This is a genomic window from Labedaea rhizosphaerae (genome assembly GCF_004362825.1).
Classification (GTDB): domain Bacteria; phylum Actinomycetota; class Actinomycetes; order Mycobacteriales; family Pseudonocardiaceae; genus Labedaea; species Labedaea rhizosphaerae.
Map to the genome: position 1 here is coordinate 82719 of NZ_SNXZ01000003.1, position 17971 is coordinate 100689.

The following is a 17971-nucleotide window of genomic DNA, read 5'->3' on the forward strand; positions in this document are numbered from 1 at the left end:
CCTACCTTCTGACTCCTGGATGGAGCCACGCAGGGTGATAGGGCAAGGACAGTCAGCAATTAACCACCGGATCGAGTGGTGCCAAAACCACTTTCCGGGTGAATTCGTCCTTGCGGCGCGTTCTGTCCGGTCTGGGCGATCTACCAGTGCAGTTGGCTCACGACAGCGGTCAGCGCGGTGGTGGTGTCGCCACAGAGCTCGACCTTGTCGGTGGTCACCGCCTGCAGGTTGACGGCCATCCGCTGATCGCCGACCTGGATCTCGCAGGTGTACTCGGCGTCGCGCACGACGTGGGCCTCGCGGCCGCCGACCGACACCTGCCGGACAGCGTCCTTGGCCAGCTCATCGGTGGACGCGGGTTGCCACACCGAGAGCCGGACGCTGCGGAACTCGCCGTCGCCCCACGCACAAACGTGCTTGCCGTCGGCGTCGGCGCGGCTGGGCTTCGCGGGGGTGTTGGCCAGGAACGGCTTGAGCTGAGCCGGTTGCAGCAGCTTGCACGGATCCACCGCGGCCCAGGCCTGATCACGGACCGTGACCGACGTCGGGGCCGGATCGGAGTTTTCCCCGGAAGTTCCGGAGGCCGGCGCGCTGGGTGCCGTCGACGTCGGCGGCGCCGCGGTCGGAGCGGGATCGCTTGTCCCGCAACCGGTTGCGAGCAAGAACAGCGTTGTCGCCGCGGCCGTGGACAGGGCCGGGATCTTCCAGTCGCGCACCGCGACATCTTGGCCGATTGGCCGGATCACCCACGCACCGGCCCGGCCTCGAACATCATTGCGGCAACCACAGAGAGGGGTCAGCGGATGGGCGAGTCCTTTTCGGTCAAACCGGAATACGTTGCGGGGTACGGGAAACTGGTCAAGACGGTCGGTATCGACCAAGTTGCGAAGATCGGCGGGTTCGGCCGGGACCACGCCCGCAGCGACGGCGGGTTCACCGGGCTGATGGAGCTGATCAAGGACCCGGTGGACACCTACGCCGACAAGCTCGGCGACCGGTTCTACTCGCGCGGGCTCAACGCCGCGTACACCGGCGACGAGTTGAACCGCGCCGCCTGGGCCTACACCGGGGCCGACAAGTACTCGTACACGGAGTTCAACGACGTCAACGGCGCGCTCACCGGGTACCGCGACTTCGAGCACCCGGCGGCGTTCCCGGCCGGCACCGACCCGACGGCCGGTCTGCACGCCCCCGCTCAGCAGGACGCCGACATCCGCGCCCTGCTCGACGACGTGGGCGGCACCATCAACGCCGTCGACGACGTGATCAACTTCGTCACCGGCTGGAGCCCGGTGTCGGAGATCGTGGAACCGTTGTCCGGCAAGTGGACCGCACTCACGCAGAAGGGTGAGGTGCTCGCCCTGTGCGGGGACGCCGCGGAGACCGCGAGCGACAACCTCACCTCGGCGCTGCCCCGGCTCGACGAGCACTGGGACGGGGGCGCCGCGCAGGAGTTCACCGCCTACCTGGGGCACCTGACCGACGCGATCTCCTACGAGGGGCCGCTGAACCGGACCGTCGGCGAGATCTACAAGTCGGTGGCGACCGAGATCGAGAAGGTCGCCAAGTTCATGGTCGAGGTGCTCGGCAAGGCCGTCGACAAGATCAAGGACGCGGTCGCCAGCGCGTGGATCCCGCTGTGGGGCGAGTACAAGGCCTACAAGACCGTCCGCGAGGTCATCGACATCATCCAGAAGGCCAAGAAGCTCGTCGACGAACTGCGCACGGCCATCGAGGAGGTCAAGACCGTCGTCGAGTTCGCCAAGGACCCCAAGGGGTTCGCCGAGGGCAAGCTCGAGGAGAAGCTCGCCCCGATCAAGGACAGGATCGCGCAGGGCGAGCACGCCGCGCGGGTCGGCGCCGACCTGACCCGCCTCGCCGACATCGGCGACCTGACCAACGCCCCGACCGGCCGCTACCAGGTCGGCGACCACCCCAGGAGGCCCGGTGCCTGATCACGAGCTGCCACCCGATCTCCAGGACATGCTGCACCGCGTGGACTCCGCGTTCGGCACCCTGCGCACCGAGCTGATGCGGGCCTACGAGACCCCGGTTCCCGAATACGCCGGCCCGTCGCCGGAGGAGTTGTCCGAGGCGGCCAAGGACCCGGCGGCGAGCAAGGAGCTGCGGGCGGTGGATGCGTTGGTGCGGGCCAAGAAGCTCACGTGGGACGACGTGCTGCGCGGCCGGGCGGACGCCGTGCCCGAGGTCCGCGCCTTGCAGGAGTACGGCAAGAAGCGGTTGACCAAGCTGATGGCGGACGGTCCACAGGAGGAGCCGGCCGAGGAGCCGGCACCGGCGCCGCACACCGGGGGTCACGGCGGCGGGGGCCACGACGACGAGGGCCACGATGACGAGGGCGGTTCCGTCATGCGCGACGCCTGGTAGCCCCCGGGCCGCGCCCCGGCCGCGGGCTGGTCGCACAATGACGGCATGGCGGAGCAAGTACTGGTCGACGGCAACGCCCTGACCTGCGAGGACGTGGCCAGGGTGGCGGCCGGGGCGAGCGTGTTGGTGGACCCGGCGGTGATGGACCGAGCCGACGCTTCCTTCCACCTGGTCACCGAGTTGATCGGCCGTCGCGAGGTCTACGGGCGCACCACCGGCGTCGGCGCGTTGCGCATCGAGCAGCTCGATCCCGAGTCCTCCACCGAGCACGGCCGCCGGCTGTTGCGCAGTCACGCCGGCGGCATCGGCGACCCGCTGGCGCCCGAGAAGGTCCGGGCCATGCTGCTCATCCGGCTCAACCAACTGGCGGCGGGCCGCTCGGGGGCGCACCCGCGGCTGATCACCGCGCTGGCCGACGCGTTGAACTCCGGTTCGCTCCCTCTGGTCCGCTCGGTCGGCTCGGTCGGCACCGGCGACCTGACCGCGTTGGCCGAGACCGGGCTGACCCTTGCCGGTGAGCGGCCGTGGGCCACCGGCGGCATCCCGACCGTGCCCATCGACACGGGCGACGCGCTCGCGTTCATGAGCAGCAACGCGGCCACCCTGGCCCAAGCCGTGCTGGCCGCCCGGGAACTGCACCACCTGCTGCGGGCCAGCCACGTCGTGGCCGCGCTGTCCTTTGTGGCCCTCGACGGCAACCCCGAGGCCTATGCCACTGCGGTGCACCTGGCCCGCCCGCACCCCGGCCAGATCCGGTGCGCGGCCGAGATCCGGCGGCTGCTCGGCATGGTCGGCCTGCCCAAGCCGGGACGGCGCCTGCAGGACACCTACGGCCTGCGGGCGTTCCCGCAAGTGCAGGGCCCGGCCCTCGACGCCGTGGACTACCTGCACGAGGTGCTCCGCGTGGAGATCAACTCCTCCACCGAGAACCCGATGGTCTCCGTCGAGGCGCAGGACGTGTTCCACCACGCGCACTTCCACACCGCCTACATCGCGATCGCCCTCGACCAGGCCCGCGCGGCGGTGCACCACGTCGCGGAGCTCTCGGCCGCGCGGCTGAGCGACCTCGTCGAGCCGGAGCAGACCGATCTGCCCGCCTTCCTCGCCTCCGGCCCGCCCGGCAGCTCCGGCGTGATGATCCTCGAATACGTCGCCCACGACGCGCTGGCACGGCTTCGCCAGGCCGCTTTGCCGGTGACGCTCGGCACGGCGGTCGTCTCCCGTGGCCTGGAGGACCACGCCAGCTTCGCTACCCAGGCCGCCCGGCAGGCCGCGACCGCCGGGATCGCCTACCGGCAGGTGCTCGCGTGCGAACTGGTCGCGGCCGTGCGCGCGTTGCGGATGCGCCAGGCGGAACTGGTGGACATCCCGGTGCGCGCCGCGTTCGACCTGGCCGACGGCGTGCTCGACCCGGATCTCACCGACCACTCGCTGACCGGTGACGTGCAGCGCGCGGAGTCCCTTTTGGACGACTTCGCCGAGCTGTAGTCGTCAGTTCGGCGAAACCGCTCCGCCACCCGACCTCGTGGTGCCAAGCTGCGCTGTCGTTTCGAGGTTGGTCATCGGAGGAAAGCACTCGTGGACACCAAGAATGTGCGTAGCAAGCTGCCCGGCGTTCGATTCGGCGGCATGCGGCTGGGCAGGGGCAGGCGCCTGCTGCTGGTCGTCACGGCACTCGCCGTGGTCATCCCGGCGATCATCGGCGCGATCGGCGGCTTCACCAAGACCAACGGCGGCGAGGTCGCCGTGGTGCGCAACGGTGGCTGGCTGGACGACAACAAGATCCGCGAGGTGATCGACCCCGGTTCGTCGGTGACCTGGAGCGGCTGGTGGTCGGTCGTGCACCGGTACCCGGCGCAGCAACGGTTCTACACGATCACGTCCACCGGCAACGGCGACCGCACGGGCGTCGACGTGGTGACCGTCCCGTCCAGCGACGGCGTGAACATGGGCATCGAGGGCACGTTCTACTTCAACCTGAACCTCGACCACAACGTGCTGATGGAGTTCGACAACAAGTTCGGCACGCGCCAGTTCCGCGGCGCCGACGGCGCGATGCGCAACGCGTGGGACGGCGACGAGGGCTGGTCGAGCTTCCTCGACCAGATCATCCGGCCGGTGATCGACAACGATCTGCGCGAGCAGGTCAACAGCTTCCGGTGCGCGGAGCTGGTGTCGAGTTGCGCGCTGGTGCAGAACCAGGGCGGCAAGCCGCAGCCGGCGGGCGGGCAGTCCAGCAACGGCAACATCGCGAAGGTGCAGAACGCGATCAACACCAGCCTGCAGCAGGACATCCGCAGCACCCTGGGCGGCGACTACCTCACCAACATCCACTTCAACCTGTCCCGGGTCACGCTGCCTGAGTCGGTGCAGGCCGCCGTGGACAAGGCGCAGGCCGCGTACGCGCAGGTGAGCGAGTCCCAGGCGCGGGTGTCGCAGGCACAGGCCGACGCGCAGGCGAACGAGGCGCGCCAGCGCGGCTACAACGCCTGCCCCGCGTGCGCGCAGATCGACGTGATGAAGGCGATCCCGCCGAACGTCACGGTCTACGCACCGGGCGCGAACGCATCGGTTCCCCTTACCGGGCACTGACCTCGGTCCGTACTGTGCCGGGTTGTCCGGAACGACCGCGAAGATCAATCGAGGAGCGGATATGCGCATGACGGCCGGAACGCTCGCCGTGGTGCTTTTCTTGGTGATGTTGTACCTGTTCTTCGGCAATCCGCAGCTGTCGTTCAAGGACAACCCGGCCACCGTGTCGTGCGGCTCGGTCGCGGGCGCCGGCTGGCCGTCCGACGAGTGGCTGGACACGGCGAACGTCCACCACGTCACGGACACGTTGCCGTCGTCAGGGGTCGCTTCGGAGGCCGTGCCCGGGATCCTCCGCGATTGCGATCAGCGGCGGACGACGTTCGTCGGGTTCATGGCGTTGCTGGCCGTGCCGACGGTGTTGCTTGGGGCACTTGCCGTGTGGTTGCCGCGCAAGGGCGGCCCGGCCGAACCCAAGGTGCGCAAGGAGTTCACCAGCGACTGAGTCAGCCGGCTGCCTCGACGTGAGCCGCCAGGTTGGCCAGCGAGGACGCGATCCCGGCCTCGTGCTGCGCTTGGTCGATCCCCGGTGGCACGTCCGTCGCGGTGACGGTCACCTCGGTCCCGCCGTCAGTGGCGGCCAACTGCCACGTCATCGTCATGGTGCCCGCGTAGGCCGGGTCGTCTGCCTCGAAGACCGCCGTCTGCACCACCCGATTCGGGGGTGTCAGCTCGGCGAACCCGACCTCGACGACGTCCGTCGAGTCGGAGGTCTTGCCCGGGCTGCCTTCCGCGTCGAGGTAGGTCAGAACCATCCGGAACCCGCCGCCGGGTCGCGGATCCCAGTGGTCGATCCGCCCGCGCATGCCCGCGGGCGGCAGCCAGGCCTCGAGCGCGTCCCGGTCGAGCAGGGCCGCGTAGACCGCTTCCGGTGCCGCCGCGACCACCTTGCCGGCGCGATCGATCCTCGTCATGGCCGGAGTCTAGGCCTGGCGGACGACCGTCAGACGACCGCCAGCGGCAACGCCGTCGGGTGCACCGGCGACGGCAGGTTCGACGAACCGGTCAGGTACGCGTCCACCGCGTGCGCGACCGACCGGCCCTCCGCGATCGCCCACACCACAAGGGAAGCGCCGCGGTGGGCATCCCCGCAGACGAAGACGCCGGGCGCCGAGGTCTGCCAGTCCGGCCCGCATGACAGGCTGCCGCGCTTGCTCAGGGTCAGCCCGAGGCCGTCCAGCAACGGCATGTGCTCCACGCCCTCGAAGCCGATCGCCAGCAGGACCATCGTGGCCGGCAGTTCCTCGACGGTGTCGTCGACCGGCGTCACCACGCGCTCACCGGTTTCCGAGCGGGTCACGGCGACCTCCCGCAGGCGGACCGCCTTGACGTTGCCGTCCTCGTCGCCGACGAACTCCTGGACGCCGACAGCGAAGCGGCGATCGCCGGTCTCCTCGTGCACCGGGTACGTGCGCAGGATCAACGGCCAGGTCGGCCACGGCGAACGCTCGTCGTCGCGGACGTCCGGGCCTTGCGGGTACTGGTCGAGCTGGGTCACCGACAACGCGCCCTGGCGGGTCGCCGTGCCGTAGCAGTCGGCTGCCGTGTCGCCGCCGCCGATGATGACGACGTGCTTGCCCGCCGCGGAGATCGGGGTATCGCCGTCGCCTTCGCAGGCGCGGTTGGCGGGCACCAGGTGCTCCATGGCCAGGTGCACGCCGTTCAGCGAGCGGCCGGGCAGGTCGGCATCGCGCCCGCGCAACGCACCGACGGCCAGCACCACGGCGTCGTGGCGGGCCCGCAGTTCCTCCACGGAAACGTCCACGCCGACCTCGCAGCCGGTCACGAACCTCGTGCCCTCGGCCCGCAGTTGCGCGAGCCGACGGTCCACAACGGACTTCTCCAGCTTGAACTCGGGGATGCCGTAGCGCAGCAACCCGCCGAGCCGGTCGTCCCGCTCGTAGACGGTCACCTCGTGCCCGGCACGGGTCAGTTGCTGCGCCGCCGCGAGCCCGGCCGGGCCGGAACCGACCACCGCGACCGACTTGCCTGTCGACACGCCAGGCGTGCCTGCTGTGACCACGCCGTCCTCCCAGGCGTGCTCGGCGATCGTCTCCTCGACGCGCTTGATCGTGACCGCGCCCTCCGAGGCCGGCGAGATCGCCAGCACGCACGCCGCCTCGCACGGCGCCGGGCACAGCTTGCCGGTGAACTCCGGGAAGTTGTTGGTGGCGTGCAGCCGGTCGGCGGCGAGCTGCCAGTCGCCGGCCCGGACCAGGTCGTTCCACTCCGGGATCAGGTTCCCGAGTGGACACCCGGCGGTGCCGGAGTGGCAGAACGGGATGCCGCAATCCATGCAGCGCCCGGCCTGTTCGCGCACCGCTGTGTCGCGTGTGGACGGATCGAGGGCCGCGTACACCTCGTGCCAGTCGCCGAGCCGCTCGGCCACCGGGCGCTTGGGCGCCTCCTTGCGCGGGCGCTTGAGGAAACCGGTCGGGTCAGCCACGGGACGCCTCCATCACCGCCGCGTCGACATCGCGGCCCTCCGACTGCGCGATCCGCGCGGCCTCCAGCACCCGCTGGTAGTCGCGCGGCATGACCTTGGTGAACGACGCGGCCCGCCGCGTCCAGTCGCCGAGCAGCGACGCCGCCACCGCCGACCCGGTCAGGTCCTTGTGGCGCTGCACCACCTTCCGCAGCTCGCGGAGGTCGTCGGCGCTGGGGCGTTGCAGCTCGACCATCTCCCGGTTCACCTGGCGCTTGTCGAGATCGAGCACGTACGCGACGCCGCCGGACATGCCCGCGGCCAGGTTGCGCCCGACCGGGCCGAGCACCACGGCGAGCCCGCCGGTCATGTACTCGAAGGCGTGGTCGCCGACGCCCTCGACCACCGCCGTGGCCCCGGAGTTGCGCACGCAGAACCGCTCCCCCACGCGCCCGCGCAGGTAGATCTCGCCGCTGGTGGCGCCGTAGCCGATCACGTTGCCCGCGATCACCTGCAGTTCGGCGGCGAACGCCGAGTCGGGGTGCGGGCGCACCACGATCCGTCCACCCGACAAGCCCTTGCCCACGTAGTCGTTGGCATCGCCGATGAGGTCGATCGCCACGCCCTTGGGCAGGAACGCGCCGAGCGACTGGCCCGCGGAGCCGGTCAGCGTGATCGACACAGTGCCGTCATCGAGACCGTCCGCGCCGTAGCGGCGGGTGATCTCGGCGCCGAGCAGGGTGCCGACCGTCCGGTTGACGTTGCGCACCGGCAGGTCGATCGCCACCGGCAGCGCGTCCTCCAACGCCTTGTCCGCCAGCTCGATCAGCGTCCGGTCCAGCGCGCGGTCGAGGCCGTGGTCCTGCGCACGCACCCGGCGCCGGGCGCTGCCGAAGGCGGGTTCCGGCATCGCGAACACGGGCGCGAGGTCGAGCCCGCCCGCCTTCCAGTGCGTGACCGCCGCGTCCACGTCGAGCAGGTCGGCCCGGCCGATCGCCTCGTCGAGCGTCCGGAAACCCAGACGCGCCAACCACTCCCGGACTTCCTCGGCGATGAACCGGAAGTAGTTGACCACGTGCTCGGCCTGACCGGTGTAGCGCTCGCGCAGCTTCGGGTTCTGCGTCGCCACGCCGACCGGGCACGTGTCCAGGTGGCACACCCGCATCATCACGCACCCGGCCACGATCAGCGGCGCCGTGGCGAAGCCGTACTCCTCGGCGCCGAGCAACGCGGCGACGATCACGTCCCGGCCGGTCTTCATCGCCCCGTCCACCTGCACGGTGATCCGGTCGCGCAACCCGTTGAGCAGCAACGTCTGCTGGGTCTCGGCGAGGCCGATCTCCCACGGGGTGCCCGCGTGCTTGAGCGAGTTCAGCGGCGACGCGCCGGTGCCGCCGTCGTGCCCCGAGATCAGCACGACGTCCGCGTGCGCCTTGGCCACGCCCGCGGCGACCGTGCCGACGCCGAGCTCGCTGACCAGCTTCACGTGCACGCGGGCGTGCTCGTTGGCGTTCTTCAGGTCGTGGATGAGCTGGGCGAGGTCCTCGATGGAGTAGATGTCGTGGTGCGGTGGCGGCGAGATCAGCCCGACCCCGGCGGTCGAGTGCCGGGTGCGCGCGATCCACGGGTACACCTTGTTCGGCGGCAGCTGGCCGCCCTCGCCGGGCTTCGCGCCCTGCGCCATCTTGATCTGGATGTCGTCGGCGTTGACCAGGTACTCGCTCGTCACGCCGAACCGTCCACTCGCGACCTGCTTGACCGCGGAGCGCCGCCTCGGGTCGTAGAGCCGGTCGCGGTCCTCGCCGCCCTCGCCGGTGTTCGACTTGCCGCCGAGCTCGTTCATCGCGATGGCAAGGGTTTCGTGCGCCTCGGCGGAGATCGAGCCGTAGGACATCGCGCCGGTGGCGAACCGCCTGGTGATCGCCTCAACCGGCTCGACCTCGGCCAGCGGCACCGGTTCGCGGGCCGGTTTGACCTCGAACATGCCGCGCAGCGCGCCACCCTCGCGGTTGAGGCGTTCCACCTCCTCGACGTAACGGCGGTACACCTCCATGCGGCCGGTCTTGCTGGCGTGCTGCAGCAGGAACACGGTCTCCGGGGTGAACAGGTGCAGCTCGCCCTCGCGCCGGTAGGCGTACTCGCCGCCGACCTCCAGGCGCCGGTGCACGCGCTCGGCCGGGTTGTCCGGGTAGGCGCGGCGGTGGCGGGCGGCGACCTCCTCGGCCAGCACGTCCAGCCCGACGCCGCCGAGCTTGGACGCCGTGCCGGTGAAGTACTCGTCGAGCAGGCTCTCCGAGAGCCCGAGGGACTCGAAGACCTGCGCGGCGGTGTAGGCGCCGACGGTCGAGATGCCCATCTTGGACATGATCTTCAGCACGCCCTTGACCAGCGCCGAGACGTAGTTGCGCACGGCGACGTGCTTCTCCACGCCGGTGATCGTGCCGCGCCGGATCAGGTCCTCGATGGTCTCGAACGCCAGGTACGGGTTCACCGCGGCGGCGCCGTAGCCCAGCAGCAACGCGATGTGGTGCACCTCGCGAGCGTCGCCGCTCTCCACCACCAGCGCGACCCGCAAGCGTTCCTTGGTGCGCACCAGGTGGTGGTGCACGGCCGACACCAACAGCAGGGACGGGATCGGCGCCATCTTGTGGTCGGAGTCCCGGTCGGAGAGCACCAGGATCCGCGCGCCACCTTCGATCGCCTCGGAGGCGTTGCGGCGCAGGCGTTGCAGCGCGGCGGCCAGGGCATGGCCGCCACCATCCACTTCATACAGTCCCTTGAGGACGGCACAGGAGAAGCCTGGCAGGTCGCCGTCGTCGTTGATGTGGATGAGCTTGGCCAGCTCGTCGTTGTCGATCACCGGGTACGGCAGCTGGATGTGCCGGCACGAAGCCGGGCCCGGGTCGAGCAGGTTCTGCTCCGGGCCCATGATGCGCTGCACCGACGTGACGATCTCCTCGCGGATCGCGTCCAGCGGCGGGTTGGTGACCTGCGCGAAGTTCTGCTTGAAGTAGTCGTAGAGCAGCCGCGAACGCTGCGACAGCACGGCCGGCGGCGTGTCGGTGCCCATCGACCCGATCGGCTCGGCGCCCTTCAAGGCCATGGGCGTGAGCAGGATCTTCAGCTCTTCCTCGGTGTAGCCGAAGGTGAGCTGGCGGCGCATGACCGACTCGTGGGTCTGCACGACGTGCTCGCGGTCGGGCAGGTCGGCGATCTGCATCAGTCCGGCGTGCAGCCACTCCTCGTACGGCAGCTGCGCCGCGAGGTCGCTCTTGACCTCGTCGTCGTCCAGGATCCGGCCGGCCTCGGTGTCCACGAGGAACATCCGGCCCGGTTGCAGCCGGCCCTTGGCCACCACCTGGTCCGGGCGCAGGTCGAGCACGCCGGTCTCGCTGGCCAGCACCACGCGGTCGTCCTTGGTGCGCCACCAGCGCGCCGGGCGCAGGCCGTTGCGGTCGAGCACCGCGCCGACCACCTGGCCGTCGGTGAACGTCACGCAGGCGGGCCCGTCCCACGGCTCCATCAGGCTGGAGTGGAACTGGTAGAACCCGCGCCGAGCCGGGTCCATGGTCCTGTGGTTCTCCCACGCCTCCGGGACCATCATCAGCACCGCGTGCGGGAGGCTGCGCCCGCCGAGGTGCAGCAGCTCCAGCACCTCGTCGAAGGAGGCGGAGTCCGAGCCGGCCGGGTCGACGATCGGGTAGAGCCGGGTCAGGTCGCCGGGGATCAGGCTCGACGACAGCAGCGCCTCGCGGGCACGCATGCGGTTGCGGTTGCCGCGGATGGTGTTGATCTCCCCGTTGTGCGCGACGAACCGGAACGGGTGCGCGAGCGGCCACGACGGGAACGTGTTGGTGGAGAACCGGCTGTGCACCACGGCGATCGCGCTGGTCAGCCGCTCGTCGGTGAGGTCGGGGAAGAACACCGGCAGCTGCGCCGTGGTGAGCATTCCCTTGTAGACCAAGGTGCGGGCGGACAGCGACGGGAAGTAGACCGGGTACCCGGACGCCGCGGTCTCGTGCTCGGCCCGCTTGCGCAGGCAGTACGCCAGCCGGTCCAGCTCGACACCCTGCTCACCGTCTTTGGGGGCGAGGAAGAGCATCGAGAAGTACGGCATGACCGCGAGCGCACTCGCGCCCACGCCCGCGGTCTCGACCGGCAGCGAACGCCAGCCGAGGACGGTCAGGGCCTCTTCCTCGGCGAGCTTCTCGATCGTCGCGACCGCCCGCGCCCGCTCGTCCGCGTCGGCGGGCAGGAACGCGATGCCCGCGGCGTAGTGGCCGCGCTCGGGCAGGGCGAACTCCGTCACCGAACGCAGGAGCTCGTCCGGGATCTGGACCAGGATGCCCGCGCCGTCGCCGCTGGTGGGCTCGGCCCCGGCGGCGCCGCGGTGCTCCAGGTTGGCCAGCGCCACCAGCGCGTCGGCGACGATGCCGTGCGAGCGCCTGCCCTGGATGTCGGCGACCATGGCCACGCCACAGGAGTCCTGTTCGGCCGCCGGGTCGTAGAGGGCCTGTTTGGACGGGAGGGCGGAGAAGGGGATGGATGAAGACACGGGTCTGTCCTCCTCGTCGTCCTCAGCCTGCGCACGCGCGGCTGCATGATGGTCAGCAACAGACCACGATGGGGTACGGGGGCTGGGACGGCGATGGCCCAAAGTCATTCGAGCTTAACAGCCGAGTAACCCGCGCGGCACCTCATCGCGGGCGGCTGGCCGGGGTGGCCGGGCGACGCGCCTGGTAGCGTCCCCCGCTGACGCAGGTGGAAGCGAAGTCCGGTGCGAACCCGGCGCTGTCCCGCAACTGTGAACGGTCACCCACGACCGCAAGCCAGGCCGCCTGTCACCCGCGTCGACGCCATGAAGCTTCCGGTGCAGAGGCACGGCGTCCCGGCCGGCCGCCGTGTGCCGGTCGCGGCGGCGGGTCTCGCGGCCGGACCAGAGACCAGAGGTCGCCATGTCCACCCACCGGCCCACCCGTCGGCCCGCTCGTCGGCGCAGCCGCCTCCGCGCGGCGCTGCTGCTCCCCCTGCTCGCCGTCATCGCGCTGCTCGCGGGCTGCGCGAGCCACTCCGACAACCCGGCCCCGGCCACGAGCGGGTCGTCCGGAGCGGCCGCCGCGCCCGCTTTCCCGGTCACCCTGACCGTGCCCGGGGGCGCGCCGCTCACGCTGAACGCGCAGCCCCAGCACATCGTCTCGCTCAGCCCGACCAGCACCGAGACGCTGTTCGCGCTGGGCGCGGGCAAGCAGGTGGTGGCCGTGGACGACCAGTCCAGCTACCCGGCCGAGGCACCCAAGACCAAGCTCTCCGCGCTGAACCCGAACGCCGAGGCCATCGCGGGCTACAAGCCCGACCTGGTCGTCGCCTCGGGTGACACCGGCAAGCTGACCGAGAACCTGAGCAAGGTGCACATCCCGGTGCTCGTGCTGGCCGCGCCGAACACGCTGCAGGACGCCTTGGACCAGATGACCCTGCTCGGCAAGGCCACCGGCCACACCCAGGAGGCGACGAAGCTCGTCACCGACACGCAGGGCCGCATCAAGTCGATCGTGGACGGCACCACGAAGCCGGCCACGCCGCTGAGCTTCTACTACGAGCTCGACCAGACCTTCTACTCCGTGACGTCCAAGACGTTCATCGGGCAGGTGTTCGCCCAGTTCGGCATGACCAACATCGCCGACAAGGCCCCGGAGGCCGGTGGCTACCCGCAGCTGTCCGCCGAGGCGGTCAGCGCGGCCAACCCCGACCTGGTGTTCCTGGCCGACACCAAGTGCTGCGGGCAGAACGCGCAGGTCGTGGCCAAGCGGCCCGGCTGGTCGAAGCTGAAGGCCGTGCGGAACGGCAACGTGGTCGAGCTCGACGACGACATCGCCTCGCGCTGGGGCCCGCGCCTGGTCGACCTCGTGCAGGCCGTGGGCACCGCCGTCGACAAGGCGGCGAAGCAGGAAACCCGGTAATGGCGACCGCGACGGCCACACCGCGGGCGAGCAGGCGTTCCGTGCTCTCGCCCGTGGTGCTGGTCGTCGCGCTGCTGGTGCTGCTGCTCACGGTGCTCGTGTCGGTGTGCCTCGGCGCCGCCGACCTCGGCTGGACCCGGGTGCTGCACGAGATCTGGGCCCAGCTGACCGGCGGCACGTCGCCGCTGACCGACAACGAGGCCGCGATCCTGTGGCAGCTGCGGGTGCCGCGGATCGTGCTGGCCGGGGTGGTCGGCGCCGCGCTGGCGTGTGCCGGGGCCGCCTACCAGGGCGTGTTCCGCAACCCGCTGGCCGACCCGTACCTGCTCGGTGCCGCCGCGGGGGCCGGGCTCGGTGCGACGATGGTGACCGTGTTCCTCGCCACGCTGCCGGGCGCGGTGCCGGGCGCGGCCTTCGTCGGCGCGCTCGTGGGGGTCGGGCTGACGTGGTTGCTCGGCCGGTCGGCGTCCGCCGGGTCGAGCAACACGGCGGTGCTGCTGCTCGCCGGGGTCGCGGTGACGGCGTTCCTGACCGCGATCCAGACGTTCGTGCAGCAGCTCAACACCGACACCATCAAGCAGGTCTACAGCTGGATGCTCGGCGGGCTGAACACCACCGGATGGCAGGACCTGCGGGTCGCGCTGCCCTACATCGCCCCCGCCCTGGTCGTGTTGTGCCTTTGTGGACGGTTGCTCGACGTGCTCGCGGTCGGCGACGAGGAGGCCGCTTCCCTCGGTGTGCGACCGGATCGGGTGCGGCTGGTCGTGGTGCTGGCCGCGTCGCTCGCCACCGCCGCCGCCGTGTCGGTGAGCGGGCTGATCGGGTTCGTGGGCATCGTGGTGCCGCACGTGGTGCGGCTGCTCGCGGGCACCAGCTACCGGATCGTGCTGCCCGTGACCATCCTCGGCGGCGCCACGTTCATGATCATCGCCGACCAGATCGCCCGCACCGCGTTCGCCCCCGCCGAGCTCCCGCTGGGCGTGATCACCGCGTTCACCGGTGCGCCGTTCTTCGTGTTCGTGCTCTACACGCAGCGGCGGCGGTTCGCGTGATGCTGCGGCTGACGTCGGTGGCCGCCGGTTACCGCGGCGATCCGGTGGTCCGCGACGTGTCCGTGGATGTACCGGCCGGGGGCTGGCTCGCCATCATCGGGCCGAACGGTGCGGGCAAGTCGACCCTGCTCAAGGCGGTGGCCGGGCTGGTCCACGCGACCGGCACGATCGAGGTCGCCGACCGGGCCACGCACGAACTCAGCGCGCGCGAACGAGCGCGGCTGATCGGGTACTCACCGCAGACGCCGACGCTGCCCGAGGGCATGTCGGTGACCGACTACGTGCTGCTCGGCCGCACCCCGCACCTCGGCACGCTGGCCCGGGAGAGCCGCACGGACCTGGAGGTGGTCGCCGGGGTGCTGGCCCGCCTCGACCTGCGCGGGCTCGCCGGGCGCGCGCTGACCACGTTGTCCGGTGGTGAGCGGCAGCGGGCCGTGCTGGCCCGGGTGCTCGCGCAGCAGGCCGGGTTGCTGCTGCTGGACGAGCCGACCACCGGCCTGGACATCGGGCACGCGCAGGCGCTGCTCGAACTGGTCGACCGGTTGCGCACCGAGGACGGCACCACCGTGGTCAGCACGCTGCACGACCTGACGTTCGCCGCTCAGTACGCCGACCGGCTGCTGCTGCTCGCCGAGGGCGGGGTGGTCGCATCGGGCAAGCCCGCGGAGGTGTTGACGCCCGAGTTGCTGGCCAAGCACTACGACGCGGACGTCGAGGTGCTCGAAACCAGCGGTGGCGAGATCGTGATCGCGCCGGTGCGCCGGCGGCCGGCCGAGCTCGACGGCTGACTCGATGAGCTGACCTACTTGCCGGACTTGGCCTCTTCCTCGGCTTCGGCCGGGGTGCCGGCGTCCTTCGCCTCGGTCGTGGCTTCGGTCGTTGCTTCGGGCTCGGGCGTGGCCTCGGGCTTGGCTTCCTCGGCCCCCGGCTCGGCTTTTGCCTCGGCCGCTTCGGTTTCCGGCTCGTCGGCCTTGACGTCCTCGTCCTTCGCCACCGCGGTGTCGTCGGTGTCGTCGGTGTCGCCGGCGCCTTCGGTGTCCGCAGAGTCCTTGGTTTCCGCAGCGCCTTCAGTGTCCTCAGTGGACGCAGGCGGGGTTTCGCCTTCGAAGGCGGCACGCAAGGCGACCAGGTCCTCGCGCTCACCCTTGGCGCGGGCCAGCACGAAGTAGGTGATCGCGCCAAGGAACACCAGCAACGAGACCCACACGTTGATGCGCACGCCGAACACCATGGTCGCCGGGTCGGTGCGCATCATCTCGATCCAGCCGCGGCCCAGCGTGTAGCCGGCGACGTAGACGGCGCACGCGCGGCCGTGACCCAGGCGCAGCCTGCGGTCGAGGTAGACCACGAGCGCCGCGACGAGCAGGTTCCAGATGAGCTCGTACAGGAACGTCGGGTGGAACGGGCTGCCGTCGATCTGCGGGTGGCCCGGGACGGCGACGCCGGTCAGGTTGTCCGGCTGGCGGACGTAGATCTCCAGGCCCCACGGCAGGTTCGTCGAGCCGCCGTAGAGCTCCTGGTTGAAGTAGTTGCCGATGCGGCCCACGGCCTGGGCGGCGACGACGCCCGGCGCGACCGCGTCGGCGAAAACCGGCAGCGGGATCCCCTTGCGCTTGCAGCCGATGTAGGCGCCGACCGCACCGAGCGCGATGGCGCCCCAGATGCCGAGGCCGCCGTCCCACACCTTCAACGCGTTGAGCGGGTTCTTGCCCGCGCCGAAGTACCGGTAGTAGTCCGTGGCGACGTGGTAGAGCCGCCCGCCGACCAGCCCGAACGGCACCGCGAACACGGCGATGTCCAGCACGTCACCCTGACGGCCGCCACGCGCGATGAGCCGCCGCTCGCCCCACCAGATCGCGAGGATGATGCCGGCGATGATGCACAGCGCATACGCCCTTATGGGGATGGTGAGGGCGCCGAGGTCGATGTTCCACACCCCGCGGTCCGGGCTGGGGATGTTCGCCAGGTAGAGGCTCGCCGCAGTCGTCACGAGGGCCACCGTAACGGGCGCGTGTGTGGCCTAGGTCAGCAGGTCGAGCCGCACGGGGAACGGTTCGGTCACGGCCAGCACCCCGTCCCGGCTCACCGCCGCTTCGGCGTATTCGTCACCGTCGAGTGCGAGGAGCGTCAGGCAAACCGGCTTCGTCTCCGGGTCCACCAAGAGGTAGAAGGGCACGCCGGCCTTGGCGTAGAGATCGCGCTTGAGCACCTTGTCCTGCGTCCGGCCGGTCGGCGAGATCACCTCGCCGACCAGCACCACGTCCTCGACCGGGAACAGCACCCCGTCGAAGTCGCGGCGCCGGACCACGGTGAAGTCCGGGATGAGCAGCTGTCCGTGCGGCATCTGCACGTTCAGCTCGACGGTAGCTTCCAGGTGCCGCGGAGCGGCATTACGCAACGCGCTGTAGGCGTCGCCGATAAGCCTCTGGTGGCGGAAATTGCCGATCGGGCTCACGAGCAGCCCTCCGCCGACGAGTTCGACTCGTTGGCCGGTCTCGCTGTCGTCCGGAAGGGCAAGAACATCGTCGAGGGTCCATGGCCCTCGGTGCAGGGGCAGCAGGTATTCGGGTTCGTGCTCGATCGGTGCGGCCATGCGCGCCTCACCTCCGGGAGGACAGGTGCCGGTCCAGTGTCGCATGCCGGCACGGCAGTGGTGGGGACCATGCGACGACGATCCCCGTTGCCACCGACACAACGAGCTGGTCAACCGGGGCTGCGTCCGGAGGTTCACTCGATGGTGGGGTTGGTTGGCGAGGCCTCAGACCGCCGCGCGCACCGGGCGCCGGACACCGTCGGCCAGCTCGCCCGCCAGCGCACGCACGCGATCCACGCCCTCACGCGCGGCCGCCACGAACGCCGACCCGACGATCACCGCGTCGGCGAACCCGGCCACCTCGGCCGCCTGGTCGCCCGAGCGGATGCCGAGGCCGATGCCCACCGGCAGCTCGCTGTGCTCGTGGGCGCGCTGCGCGAGGTCCGCCGCCTTGGCGCCGACCTGGTCGCGGGCGCCGGTCACGCCCATCACCGCGGTCGCGTACACGAACCCGCTGGACGCGTCCATCGTCATGTGGATGCGCTCGGTCGACGACGACGGCGCGATCAGGAAGATGCGGTCGAGTCCGTGCGCCTGCGACGCCTCGAGCCAGTCCCCCGCCTCGTCCGGGATGAGGTCCGGGGTGATGATGCCGAGCCCACCGGCCGCCGCCAGGTCGCGGGCGAAGCGGTCGACGCCGTAGCGGTGCACGGGGTTCCAGTACGTCATCACGACGGCTCGGCCGCCGGCCGAGCTGACCCGCTCCACCACGGTGAACAGGTCCCGCAACCGGAAACCGGCGCGCAGCGCCTCGTCGGCCGCGGCCTGGATCGTGGGCCCGTCCATCACCGGGTCGGAGTACGGCACGCCGACCTCGACCAGGTCGCAGCCCGACTCCACCATGGCCGTGAGCAGGTCGGCCGAGGCGTCGACCGTGGGGTAGCCGGCGGGCAGGTAACCGACCAGCGCGGCCCGGCCTTCGGCGCGGGTGGACGCGAACAACTGGTCGAGCGCGCCCATCAGGATT

The 17971-nt window shown here is 70.7% G+C and carries 15 protein-coding genes and 1 riboswitch; of the genes, 8 read left to right on the forward strand and 7 right to left on the reverse strand.

Annotation, left to right across the window (positions count from 1 at the left end):
- Nucleotides 1-140: 140 nt before the first annotated feature.
- Nucleotides 141-716, reverse strand: a complete 576-nt coding sequence (locus EV186_RS38945) for a DUF3558 family protein (RefSeq protein ID WP_166659216.1) — start codon at nt 714-716, stop codon at nt 141-143.
- 87 nt (nt 717-803) lie between these two features.
- Here EV186_RS38945 and EV186_RS38950 point away from each other — a divergent pair, with 87 nt between their 5' ends.
- From EV186_RS38950 to EV186_RS17345, 5 genes are all read left to right on the forward strand, one after another.
- Nucleotides 804-1955 carry a hypothetical protein gene (locus EV186_RS38950; RefSeq protein ID WP_166659217.1) on the forward strand — a complete coding sequence of 384 codons (1152 nt, stop codon included), beginning with the start codon at nt 804-806 and terminating at the stop codon, nt 1953-1955.
- A complete protein-coding gene (locus EV186_RS17330) occupies nt 1948-2388 on the forward strand; it encodes a hypothetical protein (RefSeq protein WP_133850381.1) in 441 nt (146 codons plus the stop codon). Before EV186_RS38950 ends, EV186_RS17330 begins: the two co-directional genes overlap by 8 nt.
- Nucleotides 2389-2433: 45 nt before the next feature.
- Nucleotides 2434-3876: an aromatic amino acid ammonia-lyase gene (locus EV186_RS17335; protein WP_133850382.1), complete on the forward strand. Its 1443-nt coding sequence runs from the start codon at nt 2434-2436 to the stop codon at nt 3874-3876.
- A gap of 90 nt (nt 3877-3966) precedes the next feature.
- On the forward strand, nt 3967-4980 hold the full coding sequence (locus EV186_RS17340; protein WP_208115664.1) for an SPFH domain-containing protein: 1014 nt from the start codon (nt 3967-3969) through the stop codon (nt 4978-4980).
- Nucleotides 4981-5047: 67 nt separating this feature from the next.
- The gene (locus tag EV186_RS17345) at nt 5048-5422 is read left to right on the forward strand and encodes a hypothetical protein (RefSeq protein WP_133850383.1); all 375 of its coding nucleotides are present in this window, start codon (nt 5048-5050) and stop codon (nt 5420-5422) included.
- Between the two features lies 1 nt (nt 5423).
- Here the strand turns inward: EV186_RS17345 and EV186_RS17350 are convergent, their stop codons facing one another.
- Genes EV186_RS17350 through gltB form a run of 3 tightly spaced genes read right to left on the reverse strand, consistent with a single transcriptional unit; the run spans nt 5424 to nt 11945 of the window.
- Nucleotides 5424-5891, reverse strand: coding sequence for an SRPBCC domain-containing protein (locus EV186_RS17350; protein WP_133850384.1), 468 nt, complete (start codon nt 5889-5891; stop codon nt 5424-5426).
- 29 nt (nt 5892-5920) lie between these two features.
- Complete coding sequence (locus EV186_RS17355) at nt 5921-7423, reverse strand: glutamate synthase subunit beta (protein ID WP_133850385.1); 1503 nt, start codon at nt 7421-7423, stop codon at nt 5921-5923.
- Nucleotides 7416-11945: a glutamate synthase large subunit gene (gltB, locus tag EV186_RS17360; RefSeq protein ID WP_133851301.1), complete on the reverse strand. Its 4530-nt coding sequence runs from the start codon at nt 11943-11945 to the stop codon at nt 7416-7418. The genes EV186_RS17355 and gltB overlap by 8 nt, the downstream gene beginning before the upstream one ends.
- A 177-nt stretch (nt 11946-12122) precedes the next feature.
- A riboswitch (cobalamin riboswitch) is annotated at nt 12123-12262 on the forward strand.
- Between the two features lie 95 nt (nt 12263-12357).
- Between gltB and EV186_RS17365 the strand changes: the two genes are divergently transcribed.
- From EV186_RS17365 to EV186_RS17375, 3 genes are read left to right on the forward strand one after another with little or no spacing between them, the layout of a single operon-like run.
- Complete coding sequence (locus EV186_RS17365) at nt 12358-13359, forward strand: ABC transporter substrate-binding protein (protein ID WP_133850386.1); 1002 nt, start codon at nt 12358-12360, stop codon at nt 13357-13359.
- On the forward strand, nt 13359-14411 hold the full coding sequence (locus EV186_RS17370; RefSeq protein ID WP_133850387.1) for a FecCD family ABC transporter permease: 1053 nt from the start codon (nt 13359-13361) through the stop codon (nt 14409-14411). The genes EV186_RS17365 and EV186_RS17370 overlap by 1 nt, the downstream gene beginning before the upstream one ends.
- A complete protein-coding gene (locus EV186_RS17375; protein ID WP_133850388.1) occupies nt 14411-15199 on the forward strand; it encodes an ABC transporter ATP-binding protein in 789 nt (262 codons plus the stop codon). The genes EV186_RS17370 and EV186_RS17375 overlap by 1 nt, the downstream gene beginning before the upstream one ends.
- 14 nt (nt 15200-15213) lie before the next feature.
- Here the strand turns inward: EV186_RS17375 and lgt are convergent, their stop codons facing one another.
- The 3 genes from lgt to trpA form a co-directional block, all read right to left on the reverse strand.
- Complete coding sequence (lgt, locus tag EV186_RS17380; protein ID WP_133850389.1) at nt 15214-16401, reverse strand: prolipoprotein diacylglyceryl transferase; 1188 nt, start codon at nt 16399-16401, stop codon at nt 15214-15216.
- Nucleotides 16402-16431: 30 nt separating this feature from the next.
- On the reverse strand, nt 16432-17004 hold the full coding sequence (locus EV186_RS17385; RefSeq protein ID WP_166659219.1) for a Uma2 family endonuclease: 573 nt from the start codon (nt 17002-17004) through the stop codon (nt 16432-16434).
- A gap of 165 nt (nt 17005-17169) precedes the next feature.
- On the reverse strand, nt 17170-17964 hold the full coding sequence (gene trpA / locus EV186_RS17390; protein ID WP_133850391.1) for a tryptophan synthase subunit alpha: 795 nt from the start codon (nt 17962-17964) through the stop codon (nt 17170-17172).
- Between the last annotated feature and the right edge of the window lie 7 nt (nt 17965-17971).